The 24531-nt window shown below is 32.5% G+C and carries 28 protein-coding genes; 2 read left to right on the top strand and 26 right to left on the bottom strand.

Annotation, left to right across the window (positions count from 1 at the left end):
* The first annotated feature begins 160 nt into the window (after window positions 1–160).
* Window positions 161–766, top strand: coding sequence for a regulatory protein RecX (locus tag C8269_RS01240; protein WP_106460045.1), 606 nt, complete (start codon window positions 161–163; stop codon window positions 764–766).
* Window positions 766–1020 (top strand): GIY-YIG nuclease family protein, encoded by a 255-nt coding sequence (locus tag C8269_RS01235; RefSeq protein ID WP_106460044.1) that lies wholly within the window; start codon window positions 766–768, stop codon window positions 1018–1020. Before C8269_RS01240 ends, C8269_RS01235 begins: the two co-directional genes overlap by 1 nt.
* Here the strand turns inward: C8269_RS01235 and C8269_RS01230 are convergent.
* The 26 genes from C8269_RS01230 to C8269_RS01105 all read right to left on the bottom strand — a co-directional run bounded on the left by C8269_RS01230 (window position 1009) and on the right by C8269_RS01105 (window position 24486).
* On the bottom strand, window positions 1009–1935 hold the full coding sequence (locus tag C8269_RS01230; RefSeq protein WP_106460043.1) for a ribonuclease E/G: 927 nt from the start codon (window positions 1933–1935) through the stop codon (window positions 1009–1011). The genes C8269_RS01235 and C8269_RS01230 overlap by 12 nt on opposite strands.
* Window positions 1932–2555, bottom strand: coding sequence for a hypothetical protein (locus tag C8269_RS01225; RefSeq protein WP_106460042.1), 624 nt, complete (start codon window positions 2553–2555; stop codon window positions 1932–1934). Before C8269_RS01225 ends, C8269_RS01230 begins: the two co-directional genes overlap by 4 nt.
* Window positions 2556–2569: 14 nt before the next feature.
* On the bottom strand, window positions 2570–5926 hold the full coding sequence (locus tag C8269_RS01220) for a penicillin-binding transpeptidase domain-containing protein (protein WP_106460041.1): 3357 nt from the start codon (window positions 5924–5926) through the stop codon (window positions 2570–2572).
* Window positions 5927–5934: 8 nt separating this feature from the next.
* On the bottom strand, window positions 5935–6426 hold the full coding sequence (mreD, locus tag C8269_RS01215; RefSeq protein WP_106460040.1) for a rod shape-determining protein MreD: 492 nt from the start codon (window positions 6424–6426) through the stop codon (window positions 5935–5937).
* Window positions 6419–7321: a rod shape-determining protein MreC gene (mreC, locus tag C8269_RS01210; protein ID WP_106460039.1), complete on the bottom strand. Its 903-nt coding sequence runs from the start codon at window positions 7319–7321 to the stop codon at window positions 6419–6421. Before mreC ends, mreD begins: the two co-directional genes overlap by 8 nt.
* 6 nt (window positions 7322–7327) lie before the next feature.
* Window positions 7328–8338, bottom strand: a complete 1011-nt coding sequence (locus tag C8269_RS01205) for a rod shape-determining protein (RefSeq protein WP_106460038.1) — start codon at window positions 8336–8338, stop codon at window positions 7328–7330.
* A 9-nt stretch (window positions 8339–8347) separates the two neighbouring features.
* Window positions 8348–9028 carry a RadC family protein gene (radC, locus tag C8269_RS01200; protein WP_106460037.1) on the bottom strand — a complete coding sequence of 227 codons (681 nt, stop codon included), beginning with the start codon at window positions 9026–9028 and terminating at the stop codon, window positions 8348–8350.
* Window positions 9025–9540, bottom strand: a complete 516-nt coding sequence (locus C8269_RS01195) for a Gx transporter family protein (RefSeq protein ID WP_106460036.1) — start codon at window positions 9538–9540, stop codon at window positions 9025–9027. The genes radC and C8269_RS01195 overlap by 4 nt, the downstream gene beginning before the upstream one ends.
* Entirely contained in the window at window positions 9540–9929 is a 390-nt protein-coding gene (locus C8269_RS01190; RefSeq protein WP_106460035.1) for a NusG domain II-containing protein, read from the bottom strand. The genes C8269_RS01195 and C8269_RS01190 overlap by 1 nt, the downstream gene beginning before the upstream one ends.
* Before the next feature lie 219 nt (window positions 9930–10148).
* Complete coding sequence (locus C8269_RS01185) at window positions 10149–10946, bottom strand: RnfABCDGE type electron transport complex subunit B (RefSeq protein ID WP_106460034.1); 798 nt, start codon at window positions 10944–10946, stop codon at window positions 10149–10151.
* Between the two features lie 9 nt (window positions 10947–10955).
* Complete coding sequence (locus C8269_RS01180; RefSeq protein WP_106460033.1) at window positions 10956–11534, bottom strand: electron transport complex protein RnfA; 579 nt, start codon at window positions 11532–11534, stop codon at window positions 10956–10958.
* Between the two features lie 8 nt (window positions 11535–11542).
* Window positions 11543–12166 (bottom strand): electron transport complex subunit RsxE, encoded by a 624-nt coding sequence (rsxE, locus tag C8269_RS01175; protein ID WP_106460032.1) that lies wholly within the window; start codon window positions 12164–12166, stop codon window positions 11543–11545.
* Window positions 12167–12174: 8 nt separating this feature from the next.
* Window positions 12175–12720 carry an FMN-binding protein gene (locus C8269_RS01170; protein WP_106460031.1) on the bottom strand — a complete coding sequence of 182 codons (546 nt, stop codon included), beginning with the start codon at window positions 12718–12720 and terminating at the stop codon, window positions 12175–12177.
* On the bottom strand, window positions 12713–13693 hold the full coding sequence (locus C8269_RS01165; RefSeq protein ID WP_106460030.1) for an RnfABCDGE type electron transport complex subunit D: 981 nt from the start codon (window positions 13691–13693) through the stop codon (window positions 12713–12715). Before C8269_RS01165 ends, C8269_RS01170 begins: the two co-directional genes overlap by 8 nt.
* Window positions 13694–13701: 8 nt before the next feature.
* On the bottom strand, window positions 13702–15030 hold the full coding sequence (gene rsxC / locus C8269_RS01160; protein WP_106460029.1) for an electron transport complex subunit RsxC: 1329 nt from the start codon (window positions 15028–15030) through the stop codon (window positions 13702–13704).
* Window positions 15031–15098: 68 nt separating this feature from the next.
* Window positions 15099–15755, bottom strand: coding sequence for a lytic transglycosylase domain-containing protein (locus C8269_RS01155; protein ID WP_106460028.1), 657 nt, complete (start codon window positions 15753–15755; stop codon window positions 15099–15101).
* Window positions 15752–16345, bottom strand: a complete 594-nt coding sequence (coaE, locus tag C8269_RS01150) for a dephospho-CoA kinase (RefSeq protein ID WP_106460027.1) — start codon at window positions 16343–16345, stop codon at window positions 15752–15754. The genes C8269_RS01155 and coaE overlap by 4 nt, the downstream gene beginning before the upstream one ends.
* Window positions 16332–18971, bottom strand: coding sequence for a DNA polymerase I (polA, locus tag C8269_RS01145; RefSeq protein WP_106460026.1), 2640 nt, complete (start codon window positions 18969–18971; stop codon window positions 16332–16334). The genes coaE and polA overlap by 14 nt, the downstream gene beginning before the upstream one ends.
* Window positions 18972–19101: 130 nt before the next feature.
* Window positions 19102–19323 (bottom strand): hypothetical protein, encoded by a 222-nt coding sequence (locus C8269_RS01140; RefSeq protein ID WP_106460025.1) that lies wholly within the window; start codon window positions 19321–19323, stop codon window positions 19102–19104.
* Window positions 19324–19336: 13 nt separating this feature from the next.
* On the bottom strand, window positions 19337–19813 hold the full coding sequence (locus C8269_RS01135; protein ID WP_106460024.1) for a response regulator transcription factor: 477 nt from the start codon (window positions 19811–19813) through the stop codon (window positions 19337–19339).
* 42 nt (window positions 19814–19855) lie between these two features.
* On the bottom strand, window positions 19856–20206 hold the full coding sequence (locus tag C8269_RS01130; protein WP_106460023.1) for a hypothetical protein: 351 nt from the start codon (window positions 20204–20206) through the stop codon (window positions 19856–19858).
* Window positions 20207–20339: 133 nt separating this feature from the next.
* Window positions 20340–20528: a hypothetical protein gene (locus C8269_RS01125; RefSeq protein WP_106460022.1), complete on the bottom strand. Its 189-nt coding sequence runs from the start codon at window positions 20526–20528 to the stop codon at window positions 20340–20342.
* A gap of 2 nt (window positions 20529–20530) precedes the next feature.
* Entirely contained in the window at window positions 20531–21334 is an 804-nt protein-coding gene (locus tag C8269_RS01120; RefSeq protein ID WP_106460021.1) for an ABC transporter permease subunit, read from the bottom strand.
* A 7-nt stretch (window positions 21335–21341) separates the two neighbouring features.
* On the bottom strand, window positions 21342–22046 hold the full coding sequence (locus C8269_RS01115) for an ABC transporter ATP-binding protein (RefSeq protein WP_106460020.1): 705 nt from the start codon (window positions 22044–22046) through the stop codon (window positions 21342–21344).
* On the bottom strand, window positions 22009–23400 hold the full coding sequence (locus C8269_RS01110; RefSeq protein ID WP_106460019.1) for a HesA/MoeB/ThiF family protein: 1392 nt from the start codon (window positions 23398–23400) through the stop codon (window positions 22009–22011). Before C8269_RS01110 ends, C8269_RS01115 begins: the two co-directional genes overlap by 38 nt.
* Window positions 23401–24486 (bottom strand): hypothetical protein, encoded by a 1086-nt coding sequence (locus C8269_RS01105; protein ID WP_106460018.1) that lies wholly within the window; start codon window positions 24484–24486, stop codon window positions 23401–23403.
* Window positions 24487–24531 lie beyond the last annotated feature (45 nt).

Genomic DNA, 24531 nt, shown 5'->3' with positions numbered 1-24531 from the left:
GCAAATTTTTTCCTTATTTTATTTTTCTATCTTTTGAAGTAGAATATCAAGAGAGGTGAATTATGAAAAATACAAGAAAATTTATTTTAAAATTATTTGCTATTGTTATCGCTATAGCTATGATTGCTCCCCTTGTTTATAACGCTATATTGTCTATGCAATGATTATAGAAAATATTGAGTATTCAGAAAAATATAATTTAATTAGGCTTAGCATTTCTAATGAGAAATTCTTTGTTGATTATGATCTTTATTATGAGCTTAACCTAGAAAAAGATGAGGAATTAGACTTTGATACCTATAAAATAATCTTGGCCAATGATGAGTATAACAGGGCCAAGAATTTTGCCTTGTCTAAGATTTCTTATTCACAAAAATCTACTTATGAAATCAAAAAGAAGTTAGCTGAGAAGAAATTTTCTAATGAAGTTATCGATAAGGTTGTTGCTTTTCTCGATTCTTACGGGTTTTTAGATGATGCAGCTTATGTCAAAGCTTACATCACTGATAAGGATGAGATTTCAAGATGGTCTCGAAATAAGATTTCTTATATGTTAAAAACCAAACACGTAGATGATTATCTTATAGAGGAATACATTGGCCTTGTGGATGATCAAAGAGAATATGAAAAGGCTAGTTTTTTTGCTGATAAAAAGATTAAGGATGATTTTTCTTTTGAAAATAGGCAAAAGGTCTTTAGGCATTTGGCTGGCAAGGGCTTTGATATCGATATAATTAATAAGGTCCTTGATGAAAGATTTAAGTAATGCATTTTGTTTATATTCTAAGATGTGCTGATGATAGCCTATATACAGGTTATACTAATGATCTTAAAAACAGGATTAAGGTCCACAATTCTGGAAAGGGAGCAAAGTATACTAGAGCAAGGCTACCTGTTAGTCTTGTATTCTACAGAAGAGTTGATAGCAAATCTATCGGTCTTAAGCTTGAAGCAAGGCTTAAAAAATTAAATAAAAAGCAAAAAGAGGATCTAGTCCAAAAATTTGCCTTAGGAAATTAACTTTCTCTTTCTTAAGGATGTTTTTAGACTATCTCCTCTTCTTTTTATAGAAATTTCAAATAGGCCCATCTGTGTAAATCCAAATATTTCGGCTTCAATTTGGTATTTTTCTATGGCTTTTTGCATCTCTGCTGTAATTTTTTCCTTATCATGAACTCTTAAAAAGTCTATCAGACACATACCTCCTATGTTTCTTAATTTAAGATTATAGGCTATAAAGTCTATTAGCTCTAGATTTATACCTAATAAAAAATCTTCTTTTTGCATTTTAGACTTTCGGCTTCCTGTATTTACATCAATTACAGTAAGGGTCTCTAGTTCATCTATAATAATCGATAAGTCTTTATAATTTAATTTATTATTACTTATATCTTTTATCAAATTATTAAAGACTTGTGAATTTTTGATGTCTATTTCTTTAATTTCGTAATCCTTATATTTTTTAATATAAGAGTCTTTCTTAGAATTTTCTATGAGGAGTTTAGGGCTTGGAAAAAATTTTTCTTCATTAATTAGCCAGGCTTTCTTATTATTTAATTCTTCAAATAATATATCATCTTTTTTCTTTCCAGACTTACGTTTTGCCTTTGCCTTTATTGGATATCTTTTTATCTTATAAGATTCATTTTCTAAAGAGAAATTTTCACTGGCGAGACCTAGCTTGCCATTAGCCGGCTCTCTAACATATTCTATGATTACATTATCTCCTATGGCATAAGACAGACTTGATTTCAAAAATAAATTTTCATTATCACTTATTTGTACGAAATATGAAGAGAGGCTATCAATTTTATTTACAACTTTTCCCCTATAGATATTATTAAGAAGAGAGTCATAGAAAATGACTTCCATAACTCTCTTATCTTCTTGTCTAATTATTATTTTTTCTTTTGGGTCTATATAAATATATTTCATTTTGCAAATATCATTTTTAGTTTTTCAAAAAATCCAAGACTTGGTATTTCTTCTTCCTTGTCTGCTATGAGATTATCTATAACAGTTTTGAAAAATTCATTTTCCTTTACGACTCCAAGAAATTTAGAATTTTTGCTATCGATTTTATCCTTATAATTTCTTATATCAAAATCTTGTGAGGCCTTGTTTATAAAGAAATAATTAGAATTTAAGTCCTTATCTATATCTTTTTCTGATATTATGTCTATTTTTACTGCTCCTTTAATATCTAGGTCTAGATTATCGATAATTACTATATCACTATCTAATATATCTATTAAAGTATAAACATCTTCTACCTTAAAATCATATTTATCTTCTAAGAGTGGCGGGATTATAAAGCCTAGGTTAGAATTTTCATTTACTATGACCCTATCAAGACCGGCAAAGCCTAAGAAATAATCAGCTATATCATAGCTTATCATCCCATCTTTGCCAAAAAAGTCTTCCAAATTTTGCTTTTCATCTCTAAAAAATGATGTGAGTAGGACTTTTTCATTTTGGGCTAGTCTTTCAGAAAGATTTACAGCAAAATCTGTCTTCCCTATATTATTTTCCCCATTTATTAAATATATTTTCATAAAAACATCCTTTGTTAATTTTGCCCATTTGCAGATTCACCGAGATTTCTAATATCATTTTCAGTTGGTTCTGCATTTATCATTTCTACGTTTAGGTCAAAGTACCTTGCTATTATATCTCTCATTATTGGTGATGCATTATAAGAAGTATCACCTTGGGTTAGAACTATAGATATAGCTATCTCTGGATTATCATATGGAGCAAAGCCTACCATCCATGCATAGGTATCATAGTCTGTACCATCTGGGTTTTGACCTTCTACTTCTGCTGTACCTGTTTTTATACCAATATCTACCGGTAGTTGGTTTAAAACAGCATTATTTTGACTTACTAGAAGTGTTCCGTATTTGATATCTTCTAAATATTTTGGATCTTTGATATCTATTTTATCACTATGAGGTACATTTTCAAAAAGGACTTCGCCTGAATCGTGGTTTTTAATCTTGTTAATTAGGGTAAGTTTATTTAGATAGCCCCCGTTTGTTATAGTTGCTATAGCCCTATTCATCTGGATTGGTGTGTAGGAGTTTTGTCCCTGGCCTATTACTATATTTAACATATCTGTTATATCCCATACTGCTTGGTTTAAATAGGTATATTTTATAGTATCAGCAAGACCTGCTCTTTGGCCTTCTGGCATGATAAGAGGATCATAGCCTCTTTCATCGAAGAAATCTATTATGGCTTTTCTTGACCATTCTTTAGGATTGTCAGTAAATTTGACTATATCCTTTATATCTTGTTCATACTCATCTTTAGTCTTTTTAACTCCTTCTTTTATGAAAAGAGTTAGATTTTTATCAAGATAATCTTTAAGCATTAGCTTAGTTACTTCTACTTTTTTGCCAATTGAAGGAACATTGCCCTTAGCTTCCTTAGGTATATTGATTTCAATACCTGTTTCCTTATCAAGTCCGAGCATTTCTGCAGCAAGTCTTATATCATTTAGCTCAAGTTTGGTTCCTAAGGAGTCTCCATCTTCTGGGTTTTCTCCTAAGGCTAGGGTGTAGAAATAGTAGTTACAAGAATCTCTTATAGCACCATAGAGATTTTCTTCTCCATGAGTTGTACCACTTTCTGTGTAGATTAGGCATGAAAATCTTCTATTCCCTATTTCCATGAAGCCGTGACAGTTATTAACTGCAAGTGGATCTAGACCCTTTTCTAGGGCTGCTAGGGCTGTTACTAGCTTAAAGGTTGAACCTGGCATCACTGCTGTTTGGGTTGCTATATTTAGCATTGGTCTTGGAGCAAGCGGCCCATCACTTTCTTCTACTTGGAGCCCTTCCCAGTCTGATTGAGATATACCTGTTGAAAATAGGTTTGGGTCATAGTTTGGATATGAAGCCATTGCTAAAACTTCACCAGTTTTAACATCAGATACTACTACAGCACCACTTTCTGCATGAGGAGCCATCTTAAACGGTCTAAATGAACCATATTCTGACTCATAAAATCCTGTTTCTCTCAATGCTTCTAGGACCCCTTTTAGAGAATCTTCGGCTTGTTTCTGAAGCTTGGCATCTATTGATAGGTAAACATCATCGCCTGGTTCAGACTTTGTTTGAGATATTAATTTGCGCCTGTTACCAGCTGAATCGACTGTTACAAGTGACCTACCGTTTTTACCCTTAAGGTTGTCTTGGTAAGATTCTTCAATACCAGTCTTACCAATTATCTCATCTCTAAGATAATTTCTCTCTTTTACATACTTATCTACTTCCTCAGGTGTGGCTATTGGTCCCATGTAACCTAGTATATGGCTTGCAAGATTCCTATTTGGGTAGGACCTTATTGGCATGGTTTCTACAACTATCCCTGAAGCAGAATCTATTTTTTCTTCTATTTTTAGAACTGTTGATTCATCTAGGTTGTAGACTATATTTATAGGTCTATAACCAAAGTTCCCTTGGCGATTTAAGGTGTTATCAATTGTAAGTATTCCAACAGCCTCAACATCATTATAAGATTCAAGATTTGTAACCTTTTTAAGGTATTTTAAGATTTGTTGGCCATTTTTCTCCTTCATAAGGATATCTACTGTTTCTTTTGTAGAATTTGTCTTATCCTTATTTGCATAGTAGGTGTAAAAATCTTTTTTATCTGTAGTAAAGGTATAGGACCAATCTTCTGGATCATCTTCTGTGATATCTATGTTTGGATAAATATTATTTTTAGTATTGGCATTTTGTGCCATGTATTTCACATATTCTGACAAAAGAAGCGGCTTTAACAAACCATTTTCATCAGCAAGTCTTGCAAGTTCGTCTACTGCAGAACCCGCTTGAGGATTCCTAAATCTCAAGTCTACTGAATATTGGTTCTTATCATCTTTTGATTCAGTGATAACTTCTGTCTCAAAGTTCGCATATATCCCCTTATTTTCTAGCTGTTCAATTAGCATATTGGCTGGGATTACATAAGCTCCCTTATCATCTACCATAGCTGATGTTAAAACATCACTTATTGTAGCATTTTTAACTATTTCATAAAAGTCATTAGCTGGCGTTGACTTAAGATTTATCTTATCAAAGACCTTGTGCAATCTCGCTTTTTTCTCTATCAAGTCCTGATCAGCTTTTATGGCGTATTCATCCATGGTAAGCTTTCCTAATAAATTATTATCTTCTAGAAGCTTATATGCTAATAGCCTTGCATGAGAGTTTTGTAGTATTGATAAAAGAACTGATCTATCATTTCCTACTGATTCTAAGATTACATCTGTAGGCTCATCATCTTTTGTAAATCCTATAGAAGCAAGCTTTTTCTCATAATTTTTCTTATATTCTAGCTTAAGATTGCCATTTACCTGATTTGCATGGGCTGGTATATCTATCCCCCTCTTTTTAAGAGCAAGGATGGCTGTATTTGCTGTTTCATACTTCATTCCATCTTTTTCATAAAAGGAGAATAGAAAGTCAGATACTAAGTCATTATCTATAATTGTATCGACTACTTTTTCTATTGGCATTTCTTTTTGGCTAAAGTAATCTTTAAAGTCTTTATATTTGAAAGTATTTAATTTTATGTTGAAATCTTCTGTATAATTGACTCCATCTTCTTCAAGTATATCTACTAAATCTGATATGAGACTTTGCCTCTTATCATCATCTACAGCCATTAGCTCATCTTTATATAGCTTTATGGTAAAAGATGGAATTGAGCTTGCTAGAAGCTTTCCATTTCTATCGTAGATATTTCCCCTACTTGCTAATTCATCGACTTCCTTTACCTTCCTATTATCAGATAGGTCTCTATAATAGTCCCCCTTTGAGACCATTACATTAAAAAGCCTAACTCCAATTATTAACATTAGGAGAACAACTATTACTTGAATAAAAATAAGTCTATTCTCTTTTTTATCGCGCATATTATCCTCTAAATCCTATAAGTTGGTATATACATTATTTTCTTTATCAAATAATAATAAATCAGATACACTAGGGAGTTTAGGATTGCTTCTACAAGTATCTCAATTCCTAAATAATCTGTTATTGATAAGATTGACTTGCCAAAGATATAATATATACCATTTACAAGCAAGAAATTAAATAGGGTTGCTATTAAGCAAATAATAAAGCCTTTAGTCTTATCCTTTGATACCTTTACTATATGTCCTCCTGCAAAAAGACCTATTAGGTAATAAGATAAAGCTCGTACACCAACTAACTGGGTAAATAGAAAATCTTCTATTATACCAACTACTAATCCTCCTGCTCGACCAGTCTTACCTGGCAAGACTTGGGATAGGGCTATTACTGCTGGGATTATAATATTTACATTTGCTCCTAATATATCAATTTTGGCAAATATAGATGTTTGCAAAATGAAGGTTATAAATAAAATTATAAAGCTTTTAAATTTATTCATGAATTTCTCCTTCCTTTTGCTTAGGTTGTTCACTTTTTGGCTTTTCATCTAAATTATAATTGTTTGAACTTTTTAGGACCAAAACCCTATAAAGATGTGAAAAATCAACTGGTGAATTTATTGTAATATTTTTTCTCAAAGAATCTTGTGTCATGGTAACTGTCGCTACCCTTCCTACATAGATTCCATAAGGATATATTCCACCTAAACCACTTGTTAGGAGTATATCTTTTTCTTCTATCTTGCTTTCTATATCTAACATATAGCCTTGAATGGTATTTTTATCAAACCTATCAATTACACCATAATCTCCCGAATTTGCATTTACGAAAGATACGTCATTTTGACTTGAGTTTATTGTTTCTACCCTGGCTGTTGTTTGATAAACTTCTGTTACCTTGCCTACAAGGCCTGTATAAAACTTGCTATCTCCTACAGCTTGGAGGATGATGTCATTTTTCTCAATCCCATCAACCTTGCCCTTATCTATAGTAAAGTGAGTGGTCATGGAATTTACATCTGTATTAATTAGCTTTGCTTTAATATACTTATTGTCTGTTCCCCTTGTGGCCGCTGCTTCATCTTTTAGGAATTCACTTCTATTTATGGCTGTTGCATATCTTGCATTTTCCATAACTAAAGCCCTATTTTCGGCTTCTAATCTTAGGACTTCTGCTCTAGTTTCTTTTGATCCAATTGTTCTTTCAAGCTGATCTATTATAGCAGATGAAATAGAATAAGTCACACTTTCTATTGGTTTTAGGAGAGTGTTAGCTATGTTTGAACCTGTTTTAGATAGCCCATCCACTTGACTTGAAATTAAAATCACTATTAATAAACTAACTATAGTTATTATAAAGGGTGTTTTTTCTTTTTTTACTCTTTTATATGCCATAAAAACCTACTTACGATATTTCAAATATTTTTCTGGATTTTCCAAAATCATACCTGCCCCTAGGATAGCATCTGTGCTTGGGTCTTCTGAGTGGTAAGATTTAAGTCCAATTTTCTTTTCAATGTATTCTGCCATACCTGATAGTTGTGATAGGGAACCTGATAAAGCAAAACCGTTTTTCTTTATGTCTGCCGAAATTTCTGGTGGTGTTTTTTCTAAAACTTCAAATACCATATCACATATCTCATCTGCAAATGGCAATATTGTTGAAACTAGCTCATTTGATTTAATAATCTCAGTTTTAGGCTTAGAATCTGTAAAATCTCTACCATCAACCGACATTTCCATATTGGCATCTTTTACCTTTAGGCTTGCTAGGGCTATTTTTACTTTTTCAGCTGTATTTTTACCTATTTCAAGATTTTTATTATCTCTAAAATATGAAACTATCTTTTCATCTAGGTAGTCTCCACCTTTATTTATGGTTTTTGATGTAACTATTCCATTTAGGGAAATTACAGCTACCTGGCTTGTACCAGCTCCCATATTTATCAGTAGAATCCCCTTAGATTCTTCAGGTGATAGGTTCATACCATACGCACAAGCTAAGGACTCATCTACAAGTATTATATCCCTACTACCTGCATGGAGAGCTGCATCTTCCACCGCTCTTTTTTGTATATCTGTAATGCCAGAAGGTACCACTATTACAACCTTTGGCTGTATAAAGCTAAAACCTTCATTTACTTTTCCAAAAAAGTAATTGAGCATAGCTTCTGTAAGGTTAAAATCTGTTATAACTCCATTTTTAATTGGCTTTACTACCTGTATATTTTTGTGGGTCTTGCCTAGCATATCCTTTGCTTCTTGGCCTACAGCTTCGACTTTTTGGTAGTTTTCGTCAAGCACTAAGCTTGATGGTTCGTTTATTATTAAACCCTCGCCTTTTTTATAAACTAAAATATTGCTAGTACCAAGGTCTATGGCAAAATCTGTAGCAATCAACTTTAATTTCATAATATTCTCCTATATATAATTATCTCTTTTTAAAGATACATAATCAGTATGACCAATTATAATGTGGTCAAGTACATTTATATCAAGTATTTCTCCAGCATCTATGAGTCTTCTAGTAACCATTATATCAGCCTTAGACGGGTCTGGATTACCTGATGGGTGGTTGTGAACTAATATTATTGACTTAGCACTCTTTTTGATTGCCTTCTTAAAAACTTCTCTAGGATTTACTATTGATGAATTTAAGTCACCTATAGATATTAATTCATTTGCTATAACCATATTTTTATTATTCAATAAAACTATGTAAAAATGTTCCCTATCTTCCATGGCAAGTTTATTTCTAAACATCTGGTAGACATCTTCATTAGATGTGATTTTGTCATATTTCTTGTTTAGATATTCTTCCTTAAGCCTCTTACCAAGCTGAAGGCTTGCTATTACCTTTGTAGCCTTAGCATCCTTTATCCCCTTAATCTTTCTAAGATCAGATACTCCTATTTCTAGAAGGTCTTCTGTTGAGAAGGAATCAAGGATTTCTCCAGCAAGTTCTATTGCGTTTTTCTCACTTGTTCCTGTTTGTAAAATTATGGCCAAAAGCTCTGTATTTGTCAGAGCTCCATAGCCATAGTTTATCAACTTCTCCCTGGGCCTATCAGATTCTTTCATCTGCTTTATAGTTTGTTTCACTTAAGCTTTTCTCCAATATCTAGTTTTTTCATATGCTTTATTACAAAATTGGATGAAAGGCCTACAAAAAATCCGGTAAAGGTACCAACAAATACAAGGAGTGGTAAATAATAAAACATCTTTATATTCTCCATAACTACAACAGATACTATTATCTGTCCAAGATTGTGGGCAAAGGCACCAATTTCACTTACACCAATAAAAGAAAATAGTTTATCATGAAATTTAAGGGCAAGAACCATGGCAATTGATGCTAGAATGGCCCCGGCAGCTGAATAAAAGAAAGCAGAAACTGCTCCTGTTATTAAAACCAGCATAAAGGATTTTAGTAAGGATATTGTAAGACTAGCCTTAAATCCATAAAAGTAAAGACTTACTAGTATTATTATATTAGAAAGTCCAAGTTTTGCACCCGGAATAGGAACTGGCATTGGGATTTGTAATTCAACAACTGATATCACTAGGGCAAGTGCTAAGAGAAGGGCCATATTTGTTAATTTTTTGGTATTCATTATCTTACCACCTTATCTATTTTTTCTTCCTTTTGGCTTTTTTTATCGCTTTCTTCTACCTCAAGAAAGAGCCTGTTAGGTAGACAAATTATTGTCTCGCCTTCTTTTGAGATTGCATGCATATGGGTACAAATTTGATCAAGACAATCAGCCTCAACAACCTTAGCCTTGCCATCTTTTATCTCAATCTTATTATAATGGCCACCATATCTGGCTACATACTCCCCATCCTTTTCTAAAGGAAGTCTTTCTATTATCTTTCCATCTTGTTCTACTACTAACATATCACCGTCATACTTTTGGCTTTCTTTATATATCAAAAAATTAAATCCTAAAGACAGGCACAGAAGTCCAACTATTACGATTATATCACCTTTTTTTATCTTCATCTATATATTCCCTCTATAAAAATTTTAATTGTACTCAATTATAATATTATATACTTTTTAGCCTATAAAACTAGGAATTTATATGTAAAATTTAAGATAAAAAAAGAAGCCCAGGGCTTCCGATCTTGATAAAGTATAAGAATGCTTTGTAGTTATATAAATTAATATTTTCCTATGTAGGAATTAACTTTATCAAAATAGTTGCCGCAGGCTTCGTTTTTATTCATTTATTGTTATACATTTATTTGGACATTTTTCACATGCTGTCTTTAATAGTTCCATATCAAAGTCATTACCGTGAACTTCTTTTGATAGGAAGTTATCCATTGCAAATGCTTCAGGGTAGGTTTTTGCACAAATTGTACAACCTATACATGAATTAGAGCAGTTTGCTCTTGCATCTTTGCCCTTGTCATGAGATGAACATAGGACTACTTGTTTTTGTGAAAATGGTATAAGCTCGATTATATTTTTTGGACATACGTCTACGCACTTGCCACAAGCTACACATTTTTCTCTATTAACTAAGGCTACTCCATCTACTATATGTATTGCATCAAATGGGCAGGTTTTTTCACAAGTGCCACATCCTATACATCCATAGTTACAAGCTTTTTTACCGCCAAATAAAGCAATTTGCGCCCTACAGTCCTCTAGACCTTGGTAAGCAAATTTATCCTTAGCAGCTTCTATAGTACCATTACATTTTACTATAGCTACCTTTCTATCGTCTGATGCTGTAGCTTCTACACCCATTGCAGCTGCTACTGCTGCTGTAGTGTTTGGTCCGCCTATAGCACAGGCATTTACTTCTGCTTCGCCTTTTGCTATGGCTGCTGCAAGTCCATCACAGCCAGGATAACCGCATGCACCACAGTTAGCACCTGGTAGGGCATCCCTAACTGCTGCTTCTTTGACTGATTTTTCTACGTGGAATTTATCTGAGATAAATCCTAAAGCTATCGCAAATACAAAGCCCATTACGGCTAGTATTGCCATTGGTAATAATAAATTCATCGCTTCCTCCTATGCTAAACCTGCAAAGCCCATGAAGGCTATAGCCATTAGACCTAGGGTTATTAAAGAGAGTGGGGCTCCCTTAAATGACTCAGGAACGTTGTTATATTCTGTCTTTTCTCTTAGGTAAGCTAGGATCATGATTGCTAGCATAAATCCTATTGATGATGCAAAGGCATATACTGTTGCTTCTACTAAGTTATAAGATAAGTCTATTGTTTTGATTGCTACACCAAGAACCACACAGTTGGTTGTGATTAGTGGTAGATAAACACCCAAAGCTCCATAAAGGGCAGGCATTGATTTTTTCATTACTGTTTCTACTGATTGAACTAGAGTTGCTATAACCAAGATAAATACTACTGTTTGTAGGTATTGTACATTAAAGGCCTCTAATATGTAATATTGGATAAACCAAGTTATAATTGTTGCAAGTACTATTACAAATATTACCGCAAAACCCATTCCTCTAGCAGTCTCAACCTTACTTGTAACACCTAGGGTTGGACAAATACCTAAGAATTGTCCAAGTACGTAGTTTGATACAAATATAGTTGCTATTATGATTTTAAATAATTCTACTAGCATGATAACTCCTATTTAGCTTTCTTTCTATTTGTAATCGCATGGAAGGCTGCATAAATCATTCCAAGTACTATAAATGATGATGCTGGTTGAAGCATAAATCCTATAGTGTATTCTTCTGGTATGATTCCTATTCCAAAAAGTGTGCCTGCTCCTAGTAATTCTCTGAAGAAGGCAAGTATTGATATAGCTATAGTATAGCCTATACCTTGGCTGATACCATCTATTATTGATGCGATTGGACCATTTTGTGATGCAAATCCTTCTGCACGAGCAAGGATGATACAGTTTACTACTATTAGTGGTATAAAGATACCCAAAGACTGATCAAGGGCTGGTGCATAGGCCTTTATTAGCATTTGAACAATAGTTACAAAGCCTGCTATAACTACGATGAAAGAAGGTATCCTTATTTCATCTGATATGAAGTTACGTAATAAGGATATAACTAAGTTACTCATTACAAGTACGAAGGTTACTGACACTCCCATACCTACAGCATTAGTTAAGGTTGAAGATATGGCTAGTACAGAACACATACCAACCATCTGTACAAGGACAGGGTTGTTTTTTATGATTCCATCGGTAAATATTTTACCAAAATTTACCTTTTCTTTTTTATTTTCTTTTGCCATGATAGCTCCTATTCTAATTTAGAGAGAACTTCTCTTGCATCGTTTATACCTCTAAGGATAGTATTAGTAGAAATTGTAGCTCCTGACAAGCCGACTATTTCATTTTCCCCACCTGAGGCTGATGCCTTAACTTCGCTGTCCATATTTACTCCGACCATTCCTTCTTTGAAGAAATCTTCTTCCATCTGTTTACCAAAGCCTGCTGACTCTGAATGGCTTAGTGGAGCAAATCCTGTTATATTATGGTCACTATCAACACCAATTAAGAATTGTATATCGCCGCCGTAACCGCCTGGAGATTGGATTTGGAATACATATCCATCGCCACTTTCTCCTTTTGCCTTGTATACTTCTTGGATGGTGTCTGGCTTATCTGCTACTTCTACTGGCTCATAGGAATCTGCTTTATAAACTATAGCAAGGGATTCTTTTAGCTCTTCTTGTTTACGAGCTTCTATGATTGGAGAAGTCATATTGTTTGTAAAAGCAAGGGCTAGGGCAGTTACTGATGTTATTAATAGTAATTTTATACCTAATTTAATACTCTTATTCATTTTCCCCTCCTTTTTTAGCTTTTGCTTTACCAAAAATCCTATCTCTTGTGTATTTTTCAATAACAGGTACTAAGAGGTTCATTAGTAGGATTGAGTAAGATACACCTTCTGGATATCCGCCCCATAGTCTTATAACAGCTGTTAAGAAACCACAACCAAAGGCAAATACTATTTGTCCCTTAGGAGTGATTGGGGCTGTAGTATAATCTGTTGCCATAAAGAAGGCACCAAGGATTAGACCACCTGATAAGATTTGACTTAGTAAATAATTAAGATCAAAACCCTTGCCAAATATTGCAAGTAGGACTGTTGTTGTCACTATATATGTAAGTGGGATTCTTATATGGATTACTTTTCTAAATAGTAAGTATCCTGCGCCAATTAATAAGGCTATAGCACTAATCTCACCAATACATCCTGGAATGTGTCCGATAAATAAATCCATTAGGCTGTAAGCTTTTGGATCTGATAATGGTGTTGCTTGAGAAACCATTGATACATCGCTTATAGTTTTTAGAGTTGCAACTCTTTCTGTTGGCACAAAGTTTGTCATTGTATCTGACCAAGAAGCCATTAGGAAGGCTCTTGCTGCAAGAGCTGGGTTTACAATGTTTTGACCAATTCCGCCGTAGAACATCTTTGCAACGATTATAGCAAACATTGAACCTATCACTATTTGCCAAACTGGTAAGGTAAATGGCACATTGTAGGCTAATAAAATACCTGTTACAACTGCTGATAAATCGTTGATTGTATTTTTTCTTTTTGTTAATTTATTAAAGGCTGCTTCTGATAGAACACAGGCTATTACTGATGCTAGTATTAAAACTAGGGCCCTGTAACCAAAGTAGTAAATACCGACAGCTCCTGCAGGAATAAGTGCAATAATAACATCAAGCATGTCATTTGCTACTGTCCTTTTACTTCTAAGGTGTGGAGAAGCAGTTACTAATAATTGTTTATTATTTTCCATAATTCCCCCTATTTTCCTGCCTGTCTTATTTGTCTCTTAGCAAATTTGATAGCTTCTACTAAAGGTCTTCTTGCAGGACACACAAATGAGCATGAACCGCATTCTATACAATCAAGAGCGCCCTCTTGGTCTGCCTTTTCAAATCTACCATCTAGAGCGTGTTTGTGGATGTAGTTTGGTAGCAAGAATACTGGACATACGCTTACACATCTTCCACATCTTATACAAGGATCTGCTTCTTCGATGAAGGCTTCCTTGCTATCTAAAACTAGGATACAGTTAGTAGCTTTTTCTACTGGTTTTGTTAAATCTGGTTGGGCAATACCACACATTGGACCGCCGTTTATAACCTTGGCTATATCATCTGAACCGCCAGCTTCTTCTAAAAGTTCACCAAAGCTTACACCAAGTCTTACCTTCATATTTGTAGGATTTTTGACTGATGAGCCTGTAACAGTTAGGATTCTTTCGTATAGAGGTTTATCCATGAAAAGTGCTTCATAAATTGCATTTACTGTAGAAATGTTTGATACAATTGCTCCTACATCCATTGGAAGTCCGCCTGATGGCACTTCCCTATCTAGGATTGCATTTATAAGTCTTTTTTCATCACCTTGTGGATATTTTGTCTTAAGCTTTACTACTTCTATAGTGGCATCGAATTTATTAGATTTCGCAAATTCTTCTAGGGCCTTAGTCATTGTTTCGTAAGCTTTAGGTTTATTATCTTCTATGGCTATAAAACCTTTTTTGGCATCCACTGCCTTAAGTACTTGAATTAAACCCTTTATTATATGTAGGGGATAATTTTTCATTATGTAGTCATCACAGGTGATAAAAGGTTCACACTCTGCACCATTTACAATTACAGTATCTACTGGCTTGTTTGGTGAATATTTAATGTGGGCAGGAAAGGCTGCTCCACCCATACCAACTATTCCGGCTTCCTTAATCTTTGCTACGATCTCTTCCTTGCTTAAGTTTACGTTTTCAACTTCAACATAAGTTTTTTCTTGATCGAAGCCTTCAGTGTCAATTATTACTGCCTTGGTATTTTTACCTGAGGCTGATTGTATGTCGACTATGTCTTTTACAATGCCTGCCACTGAGGAATGTATGTTTGCTGAGAAGTTACCAACTGCACTAGCAATCAAATCTCCTACAGCAACTTCATCTTTCTTATTGACAATGCACTTACTAGGTGCGCCTATGTGTTGAGTTAGTGGAATTGTTACAAGCTTTGGAATAGCAGCTGTTTTAAGGCTGCTATTTTCTGTTAGCTCTTTATATTCCGCCATCTGAACACCATGAGCAAATGTCATAGTATTAGTTGCCATCTTTCTCTCCTTTTATTTTTTTTTCTCTACACTTCTATTATAGAATAAAATCGAAAATTTCTCAATATTTATCTTACATTTGAGATAATATCTTCTAAAAATGTCATAAAGTTATCAAAGGCTAGCTGTTTTAGATTTGCAAGTCTCTCCTTGCTAGGCAAGCCATTTTTGTAAAACTTCTTGTAGACATCATAGTTTGCATCTATTTTTGTTACATATTGTCTTGTTTCTTCAAATGGTATATCTAAAGGATTTGGATTTGTCGCATCCACTATCCCTTCATTAATCCACTTATCGACATTACCCACCCCACCATTGTAGGCTGCTAGGGCTAGGTCTCTGTTGTTGTAATACCTATAAAGATAATCATAATAGGCAAGACCTAAGTCAAGATTATACTCAACTTCTGAAAGCTTTTCAGGGTGAAATTCCTTATTTGTAAGCTCAGCTGCATGAGAAGCAGTTTGATCAAGAAGTTGCATCAAGCCCTTAGCATCTTGGTGACTTTGCGCATCCTTGTTAAAGTCTGATTCTACCTTTATGATTGATGCTGTTAGAAGTGGGTCTACATTGTATTTTTCTGAATATTCATAGATTTCATCTTGATAATTAATCCTTGTCCTAGATGTCTGATAGGCTATTATGCCATATATTATGACAAATAGAAGCAAGATTGCAAGTAGGATAAAACCTATAAATTTACCTATAGCTTTGAGTGCTTTCATAAAATATTTTCCGTCCTTAAAATTTCTATTATTTTTGCCCTGAGCTCCTCTATAGAACCATCATTGTCTATGATTATTTTACCATCATTCTTAGCATTGATAGATTTTTCTTGAGTGGCTATTTTGCTTTTGGCATAAAGTTCGTTTATCCCATCACGCTCAGTCAACCTTTTAATCTGGATTTCCTCACTTGCCCTTACAAATAAGATAAGGTCAGGGTCAAATTTAGCTTCCATTTGATAAAAAAGAGGTATTTCTACAAAGACATTTTTTTCATCAAGACTTCCTATCTGCCTTTCAATCTCTGCCATAATATTGGGATGGGTAAGCTTATTTAGCCTTGTCATAAGGTCAGGACTCCTAAAAATCATTTTAGCTAGCTTATTTTTATCAAGGTCCTCATTTTCAAAAGCCTTCCTAAAAAATGGATCTTTTTTGATGGCCTCATAATTTGCTTGACCTTTTTCTAATAGCTTTTTATTTACCTGGTCGCTGTCAATAACCACAAAGCCCAATTCCCTAATTATGGAGCTTAGAGCTGACTTTCCCGATCCAATTGTCCCTGTTATTACAATCTTATTTGGACTCATACATACTATCTCCAAAACCTATGTCTACCACAAGCTTTACCTTAAGCTCTGCCGCATCTTCCATGCACTTTTGTAGGATTTCCTTAGCCCTATCCTTATCTTCTAGAGAAGATTCTATAATTATTTCATCGTGGATTTGTAAAATTATCCTTGCATCGAGGCCTTCATCTAAGAGGGTCTGGTGAGTATTTATCATGGCAATTTTTATTATATCTGCCGCAGTACCTTGGATTGGCGTATTTAGGGCAATCCTTTCACCAAAGCTTCTGACATTGAAGTTTCTAGATGAAATCTCTGGTATATAGCGTCTTCTGTGGAAGAGGGTTTCTATATAGCCTTGGTCCTTGGCAAGTTTTACTACATTATCCATATAAGCCTTTATTTGTGGATATGAAGCCTTGTAGGAATCTATATAGTCTTTTGCTTGTTTTCTTGGAATATTTAGGTTTTGAGATAGGCCATAATCGCTTATGCCATAGATTATTCCAAAATTTACTGCCTTTGCTTCAGACCTTTGAAGCTTTGTAACCTTATCAAGGGGTGTATTAAAGACCTCAGATGCGGTCTGGGTGTGGATGTCTATGTTGTGGTTGAAGGCATCTTGCATATTTTTATCATCTGCTAGGCTTGCCAAAATCCTTAGTTCGATTTGTGAATAGTCAGCATCTATTAAAATATTGCCTTCAGCTGCCTTAAAGGCCTTTCTAATGGCCCTTCCTTCGTCAGTTTTAATTGGCAAGTTTTGTAGGTTTGGCTCTTGGCTTGATAATCTACCGGTTGAAGCAATATTTTGTCTAAAGGTTGATCTGATTCTTCCATCTTCATCTATGGCATTTTCTAGGCCTTCGATGTAGGTTGAGCGAAGCTTGTAGGTTTCCCTGTATTTTTCAATCTTTTCAATGATTGGGTGCTTGTCCCTAAGTTTTTCTAGGACTGATTGGTCTGTTGAAAATCCTGTCTTGGTCTTCTTGATAACTGGCAAGTCCAAATCTTTAAAGAGAACTTCTCCTAATTGCTTGGTGGAGTTTATATTAAACTCGCTTCCTGCATAGTCATATATGTCTTTGGTTAGGCCTTCTATTTGACTGTCAAGTCCTTCTTTTAACTCTTCTAAGACTTCTCTATCTGTAGCAAATCCAACTATTTCCATAGCTGCAAGGACTCCAGCAAGTTTCTTTTCTATATTGTCATATAGATCTAACATCTGGTATTCTTTGAGATTATCTAAAAGCTTATCTTTAGAATATTCTATTGCATAGATTATAGATGCTAGGTAGGAATTGAGCTTATCAGACTCAATATCTTCATATTTTTTCTTCTTAGCACCCTTGCCCAAAAGAGCCTCTTCGTTGTCAACCTCAAAATTCACATAGGACTGGCTTAGAACCTTTAAATCATAAGAGGACCTTGATGGGTCAATTAGATAGTGCATAAGCATCAAATCATCGTAAGGAGCCTTAAGCTTTATGCCTATCTTATCGAGAAGAACTATTTCTTCCTTGATATCAAAACTAGTCTTTCTAATGGATTCATCTGCAAAAATTTCCTTGAAGTTTTTAGAAAATTCATCGTCAGGCTTAATTATAAAGACCTTAGAGTCCTTAGTTTTAATAGCCAGCCTAAAGATTTCTGAATGGATATAATTGTCTCCATTATATAAGGATTTGAAGAAAAATTCCTTATCTTCTTTTATAGATTCAATTATATCCTTAAAATCATCCGCCTCTTCATATTCAAATTCAAGCTTAGGGGAATCCTTGCTATCAGAATCAAGTTCATCTAAAAACTTATTGAAATTAAGTTTGGCAAATTTCTCCCTAAGGCCTTCCTTGTCAATCTCTCCAAGGGCTAGGTCATCATAGTCAAATTCTACAGGAGCATCTGTGACAATTGTCCCAATTTTCTTGGATAAGTAGGCCATGGCTTCGCCATTTTCGATATTTTCCTTAGTCTTCTTGCCTTTGATATCGTCAATATTTTCATATAGGCCTTCTATAGACCCATATTTTTGGATATATTGGAGGGCACGCTTTTCGCCAATTCCATCCACTCCTGGAATGTTATCAGACTTATCACCCATAAGACCTTTGACATCTATAAGCTGCTTAGGACTAATGCCATATTCTTCCTTAATTTTTTCGACATTGTATTCAACAGTATCTGAAACACCCTTCCTGGTCAAATAGACAATTATTCCATCATCTACTAGTTGGAGGTAGTCCCTATCTCCTGTTATAAGGACTGCTTCATCTCCAGCTTCCTTGGCCATTTTTGCATAGGTTCCGACTATATCATCAGCCTCAAAACCATCTAGATCTGTGTATTTGACTCCCATAGATTCAAGGACGTCCTTAAGGATTCCAAACTGATAGGAAAGCTCATTTGGAGTCTTATCCCTATTTGCCTTATAGTCCTTAAATTCTTCATTTCTAAAAGTTCCACCCGACCTATCAAAGGCAACCAAAACATATTCAGGCTTATATTTATCAAAGGCGTTCTTATACATGGTCAAAAATCCATAAACGCCATTTGTCATAACTCCGTCATTGTTGGTCAAATTTGGAAGAGCAAAAAAGGCCCTGTAGATCAAAGATGAACCATCAATTAACATTACAGTTTTTTTCATTATATCTCCTTAACAAAAAATATTTCTATTTTCTGCAACAAATCTTATCTCTACCTTATAGTATAACGTATTTTGGCAAATTTTTAAAGAAAAAAGGAAACATTCTCACAAATGTTTCCCAAAAATAATTTTAAATTTCATCATATTTCTTTTTTAATTTATCCATGTAGTCAAGGTCAATCCACTCCTCGCTATAGCCACATCTAGTGCAAATATACCTATCAACAGGAACTGCTGACTTAATTGTAAGACCTGTCATAATATTATTTCCAGCCCCATAAGCACCAGCTGATCCTGGTACAAATAAAATATCACTTGCCCCACACTTTGGGCACTTTCTCGTATTTTTCATAAATTCTCCTTTTTTACATAACAGGGTCAATATACCCAAGCTCCATCGCCTTGTTATAGGCTTCTATAGCATTATTTACTCCTAGCTTGTCGTAAATATTAGCCAGGTGGTTATAAAGAGTTCTCTCGCTGATAAAAAGTTTTTGGGCAATTTTCTTTTTATCATCTCCCTTTACTAACTCCTTTAAAACTTCTATTTCTCTTTGTGTAAGATTTTCAATAATTAAAGTCTTTCTAGATTGACTTTTGCCTTGATAAACATTTTTAAGCCTTACTAGCATTTCTTCAATTTCGATAGACTTATTTATAAAATCTTTTACTCCCAAGTCAAAAGCCATATCCTTGTAATTGTCTAAGTCATAAGATGTTAAGACTATTATATTTTGTTTGGGATTTTCAGCTAGCAAATCTTTAATTAAATCAAGGCCTGTCTTATCATCTTTTAAATTTATATCAATTAAGAAAATAACATAAGTTTCTTCTTTTATCATTTTATAATTGTTTCAACCTATTTTAAATTACTTTTTAAATTGCTACAGAACAATACTTCCGAAACTCAAAATCATCACATACCATTTTAAAATTTCCAAAATACTGTACGAAAATGCGTATAGCAATGCAATTGCAATAATATGAGGGATTGCTGAGGCAATAATTATAGCTATTACTATCCAATTTTTTTTGACAAATAATAAACCCACTATTATAAGCCATGCCCAGATGCTAAAAGGTACGCCAATTATCACATATTCAATGTTATGGTATGTAAAAAAAGGGAAATCTCCTACTCCTACTAATAACATTCCCACCAAAAATATTACTACTGATATTATCGCTACTGAATAATATCCTTTTCTAAGAATTGTGTTGTCTTTCTTAATCATGTTCCATTATTTACACCCCTTTCTAGAATTCTCTTTAAAAGATTTTAAATGTTGGCTCTTCTCCCCACATAGGTAAAAAAAATACATATAAAAAATATAATTAATAAAACATTATATTTCCTGTTTAACAATATCATAAATTTCTACTACTTTTTTCGTTTTTTTCATAATCGATATATTTTTTGACAAATATAACATACACCGCTGAACCAATCGATGAAAATACTGCCAAAAGTTTTTTATCATAATTATAAAATAAACAAAAAATTGTAATGAGATAAATGATAAAAAAAGATGTTCCTATCATACTTACCTTTCTCATTGCTACCTCCTAACTATAACTGATTCTTTATTTAAAACACCTAAGATGACTCTAATCATTACATACATCACAGCACAATTTGATATTAAAAACACTAAAAAATTTTTAATCATTAAATCTGAATTGATTATATCATTAAATATAACCGATATGTTAAAAAACGGAATAATGTAATAATATCCACCATGTATATTGAAGTTAAATGTTAATGCATAATAGAACGGAGCTAATAGTATAAAAATAATTGGGAATGACAAAACTTGACCTTCTTTAAAGCTTTTAACACTAAAGCTGATTAACAACTCTATAGAGCAAAAAAACATAACGCACAATAATAACACAATATTTACCCTCATGGTGTAATAAGTAAAATCTCCGTTCTTAATTAATATATTAAACACATTACCCGAAAATAATGATAAGATAAACATATTCAAATTTAAGATTATCAAACTTATAATACCTTGAAGCAATAATGTAGTATACTTACCTAAAATTATTAATTTTAAATTTACTCCTGTTTTTAACAAACTATATAGGGTTCCTCTCTCTTTTTCTCCCACTCCTATCTCTAACGCACCCGTTAAGACAGAAAGGAACATTAATACTGTCAAAATCATAGTTAGTATATATTTTACGATTTTGATTCCCATAACAACATTATTAGAACTATTTAATATACTTACAGCGTAATAACCATAAGCACATATAAAAATAATAGGGCTTAAAACAGCTAAAACTATTGTCCTTTTATCTCGTAAAATATATATCATTTCCTTTTTTATTATACTAAAAAAAGTATTCATAATAGATCTATCTCCTTATAATATCTAAAAATATTTCCTTTATTCTTTTTTGATATTTACATTCTATATTCGAAATAGTGTCAAATTCCTTCAAATTCCCTTTATGTAAAATTATTATTTTATCACAAATCTCTTCAACTTCTGGAATTATATTTGTAGAATATATCACTGTTTTCCCCTTTTCTTTTAACAATTTTACAAGCTGTTTTATCGTATTTTGACCAGATATATCCAAACCGATTGTCGGTTCATCAAATAAAATCAATTCTGGATTATGAATAAGAGAAATTGCTAAAGATATTCTTTGTTTCATTCCTCTTGACAATTGCTCTATTTTTTTGTTTTCATAGTGTACAAAATCAAACAATTCTCCTAATTGAGCAATGGTAACATTAGGATTTTCAATACCATAAAGCGCTGCAAAATAATTTAAATTTTCCCTCACTGTAAGTCTATCATAAAGAGAAACCTCTCCACCAAAAGCCACTCCAATATTTCTTTTATATTCTTTAGTTCCATAAGTAAATTTTTCCAATTCAATCTTTCCATAGCTAGGTTTAATCATAGATGTAATTAAGTTTATAAGCGTCGTCTTTCCAGCTCCATTTTCACCAAGTAACCCTATAATCTCACCTTTTTCAACAAAAAAATTGACTGAATCTATAGCTTTAAAATCACCATATGTTTTTTCTAAATCCTTTACTAATAACATTATTGCATTTCCTTTCGACTTTATTTAATGTTTTAGCCAAACTATACCATAATATGGAAACCACTGTAATCATTACACAAGTCAATACCACAACAAAAGAAATATTTTGTATTAATGAAACTAATGTACCATTATTTAATACAGTCAAAAAATTACTATTCATTAATTGCGTCACTACATTTATGGTTACCAAAATCGATGAGTAACTTAATATAAATCCTGCTTTATTTATTTTTTTACGATAAATGCATATCAATGTTAATATCAATAAATAATTCGGAATATAATTATTAATGTACGTTGAAATAATTGAGGTTATTATTCCTGTTATTGAAATTATTCCGTACCTATACAATGTATTTAATGTAAAAGATTCACATAGCGGTTCTCTTCCACAAATGGGACACTTTTTTTTTGTTTCATTGTTTACTTCTTTCCAAGTTCCATCAAATATATTAAATAAATAATATTGTGATATATCTTCAAATTTATTTATAACAATAGTAAAAAATATTTGCATCATTTTGGAAACTACATTTATTACTATTGGAGAAAATGTTGGAGAATACATATTATATTTAGTTCCTTCATATTTTTCATTACAACCATAGCAAGGCGTAACATTAGGTATATATATCGGTCCAACTATACCCGTTTCATTTAAGAACCCACCTGACATATATGGTATTTTATACTCCACGCATACATTATTTATCCACTCTGTACCTTCTAACGGAGTATCAAAAGCCTTAAAAATAAAATTGTGTTGTATTATATCTCTAATATTTTTCTCTGATTCTAATTTTCTATCTATTATAGAAAGATCGACATGCGGATAATTTTTGTTTATTTTCTTTTTTAAAACTTCTACTTTTTTATATCCAATATCTTCATATCCATAAAATAATTGTCTGTTTAGATTACTTTCTTCCACAACATCAAAATCTAAGATGGTTATATTTTTAACTCCAATAGTTATTAAACTCCAAAGAATGTGTGTCCCGATTGCCCCAGCTCCAACGATTAGAACTCTAATTGAATTTATATTATTCTCAAATATTTTAAAATTAGAGCTAACTATCGAAAATAATCCTCTCTGCCTACTTAACATATTCTTTGTATCTGGAACTAATGTTTTATTATTTAATAATAGTCTAATTTCTTTCAACAAAGATATTTCATCTTTTGAAAAATATTCTAATAATTCATCCATTTTAAATTCAGTCTTTGAATATAAAAATTGAAACGCAGTTTTCTTTTCGATTTTAAAATATACATCCTTATAAGATTTTACATATATTTTATTTTTTAACTCAAGCACAGAAACGTATGGGTTTAAAAACAAATTTTCCATTTACTTTACCACCTTTTTTATTTGATAATGAATGTTTAAGATAGTCATTACTACAATTAAAAATATAACTATATACACAGGAATCTCAAATACTAAATTAATTAATCTAACAATACTGGTTAAACCTAAAATCAAAAATGCAGATGAAAAAAACAATGAATATATCAAATACAAAATGTAATGAACTTGCACCTTATAAAATTTCTTTTTAAGTAAATTATTCAACTGTATTGATGTTGTAAGTTTTAAATTCCTATCATTCAAAATCTCTGAATATATAAAATATCCATCAAATTCCACAAATGGAATAATATTGATCAAGATAGTTATTAAATTCAAAAAAATATATATTGACAAAATTTGTGTCATAAATGAAAAATTCAATTTTTCAATACAAAATAGACTTAAAAAGAGTAAGAAATTATTTATTTTAATACCTGCTGATAAAACTTTTATTTTATCATCTCTATCATTCAACATACTGATTCCACTTAAATCAACATAAAACGCAGGATTAAAATAAAATAACATTATCCCAATAAGAGGTATAGCTACACCTTTTGATTTTGCAACAAAAGCATGTGAAAATTCATGTAAAAACCCTGTTATTAACAATAACAAATAACTACAAAAAAATATTAAACCTCCTGCTGAATCTGCAAACGCATTTGTCGTATTTAAAAATACATTATTTATATTCATATAAATTAGATAAATATTCATAAGTAAAAATATATAAAATGTTTTATCCAAAATAAATGAATATATTTTACATATTCCTTTGATTTTTTCTAAAAAAGAATTAATATTTGCTATCTTAAATTTGATTTTGAATTTATTAATTTTTACTTTTTTTATTTCATTACTTTCAAGCAAATCAAATCGATCCACATAATTCATGAATTGCTCTATATATTCAGATGGTATTTTATGTTTTATTTCTTCAAATGTTTTTTCTCCATCAAATAATTCCAACCATTCTTTCTGTTCTCTTCCTATATTGAAATGCTTGTCATTAAGTTCATCATGCATATGAAAAGTATTATCATCAAATTCATAAAATTTTATACTTCTCCTTAATTTCATATAAACTACCTCTTTTTTTTATTTATTTCAATATATTTTTACTAA

The sequence above is a fragment of the Anaerococcus sp. Marseille-P3915 genome (assembly GCF_900258475.1).
GTDB classification, from domain to species: Bacteria; Bacillota; Clostridia; order Tissierellales; family Peptoniphilaceae; genus Anaerococcus; species Anaerococcus kampingae.
The sequence above is the reverse complement of the archived record's forward strand: the minus strand, read 5'-3'. Positions and strand labels throughout refer to the sequence as shown.